This window comes from Staphylococcus intermedius NCTC 11048 (assembly GCF_002902385.1).
Taxonomy (GTDB): Bacteria; Bacillota; Bacilli; order Staphylococcales; family Staphylococcaceae; genus Staphylococcus; species Staphylococcus intermedius.
Genome location: NZ_PPQH01000061.1, coordinates 1 through 2,265, shown reverse-complemented (window position 1 = coordinate 2,265; position 2,265 = coordinate 1). Strand labels below are relative to the sequence as shown.

The following is a 2,265-nucleotide window of genomic DNA, read 5'->3' as shown; positions in this document are numbered from 1 at the left end:
GTTTAACTAAAGCTTGCTATTGAATAATATTTAAAAATAAAAATTGTTGATTATGCTCAATCTTTCTGAAATATCGCATTTACATATATTTACTTATACAAGGAATAATGATAGTGGGGGTGTGTCGAGTTATGGTAGAATACGAGTTGAATATTGAGAATTGGGGTGAAAGCAATGAGTGAGCATGATGAAATCAATATACAAATTATAGCGACTTCTGATATGCATAGCCATATACTCAATCAAACTGAACGGTCCAATATTTATCGCGCTGGTACATATATTAATGAAGTAAGACAGAAACATCAGCATGTCGTATTAGTGGATAACGGAGGTAATTTAGCGGGAAGTGTCACAGCATTTTATTATGCCATTATTGCACCGTATAAACGTCATCCAATGATCAAGTTAATGAATGCGATGAACTATGATGCAAGTGGGATGAGTGAAAATGAATTTAAATACGGTTTAGACTTTTTTAATCGTTCTGTCGCATTGTCTCGTTTTCCATGGCTATCCGCAAATGTAGAATATGCTGTGACGCACGAGCCGTATTTTTCAACACCTTATACCGTGAAAAATATTGAAGGATTGAAATTAGTCGTGATGGGGGTTTCTTCTGAAGGACTGATGAAAAATGAAAATGTAGAAATGGAGCCAGAAGTGATTGTCGAAAGTGCAACCTTTGCGGCACGACGTTGGATTCGCTACATTTATGAAACGATAGAACCCGACTTTCTCATTGTTTTATACCATGGTGGATTGTCGAAGTTGAGTCACGATGCGAAATCACAGTTTGAAAATCGTGCAGAAGAAATTATGAGACAAGCTGGAATGATTGATCTTATGATTACTGGGCATCAACATGAAACGATTATCGAAAATGATGGGACGACACTCTATGTTCAAGCAGGTCAAAATGCTGAAAATGTGATTCATATTAATGCGAAATTTAAGAAGCGTCGCAACTCTTTTGAATTGTTAGAGATGGAGCCAGAAATTGTCACATTGACGGATTATGACGAAGATGAACGTTTATTGAATTTAACGTATTATGATCGAAAAGCGATACGAAATTGGAAAAACGAATATATTATTGCGCATGAAGTGGATATGCAATTTGATACTTTTCACGAACTCCTCATCCAACCGCATCCATACATTCAGTTGTTACATCAGAGTTTGAATCGTGAAACTGAAATTCCATTAACATGTGTGCATTTGCCATTGCCGAATACGAAAGGGTTAAAAGGGCGTTTAAAAAATGAAGATATTTATCATACGTATCCTCACCCTGACAAACCGATTGACCTCACATTAAAAGGCAGCGATATTAAGCGATTAATTGAAGAAAGTGTCAGTCACCTTGAATTAGAAGAAGGGCAGTGGACATTGAAAGATACAGATCCTACACACTTTTTATTTTGGTCAGGTTTTGAATATACAGTAGATATGTCGAAACCGTTAAATGCGCGTGTGACGGATTTTGGATTGCGAGAAGATTATTGTTATCGTGTAGTGACGACGGATTATATTTATCGTCATTATCGTCATCTGTTGCGTGAAGCAATCGTGCATCAAACATTTCCGACAACAATGCCAGAATTACTCATACGTGAAATACAAGACACAACAAAGATGCAACCTGTTCCACCGAATATGCACATAATCAACCAAGCATCGTTGTAATCGAATATGAGAATTAAAAAGACCCATGTCGGGCGTTTCATAAAGAAACGTGACATGGGTCTTTTTGTGCATCTCACTTAAATGACGTTTAGCATTTAGTGTGATTGTTTTTTATCGCGACGCTTTTTACGTGCAAAGAGTAATGCGCCTAAAGCAGCTAAAATACCACCGAATAATGTACCTTGTTGTGATTCTGTTTCACCTGTTTCAGGTAAAGCTTTTTGTTGTTGAGATGGGTTTACTTTTTCGCCTTGATTTTTAGATTGTGTTGCATCAGTGAAGCCCGGCTTTTCAGGATTCTGAGTGCTTGGTGCACCTGGTTGACTTGGATCAGTAGGCTGATTTGGGTCAGGGTTGTTCGGTTGATTTGGATCAGTAGGCTGATTTGGGTCAGGGTTATTTGGTTGATTTGGATCAGTCGGCTGATTCGGGTCCGTTGGTGGCTCAGTTTTGAAGAAACCACTATCAAATGATAAGTCGTCATTGTCCCCAACAGTTACGTTCGTTGAAGTACCATTAGAGTCGTTATCCGTTGTGCCTTGACCTGTTTGCGTCGGTGTATAACCGTCAGGTGTC

Annotated in this window: 2 protein-coding genes; one reads left to right on the top strand and one right to left on the bottom strand. The window is 38.3% G+C overall.

From position 1 onward, the window contains the following. The first annotated feature begins 174 nt into the window (after window positions 1-174). Complete coding sequence (locus tag CD138_RS11715) at window positions 175-1,689, top strand: bifunctional metallophosphatase/5'-nucleotidase (protein ID WP_019167253.1); 1,515 nt, start codon at window positions 175-177, stop codon at window positions 1,687-1,689. A 95-nt stretch (window positions 1,690-1,784) separates the two neighbouring features. Here CD138_RS11715 and CD138_RS11710 read toward each other — a convergent pair. After that, on the bottom strand, window positions 1,785-2,265 hold a 481-nt coding region (locus CD138_RS11710), incomplete at its 5' end, for an LPXTG cell wall anchor domain-containing protein (RefSeq protein WP_142380756.1).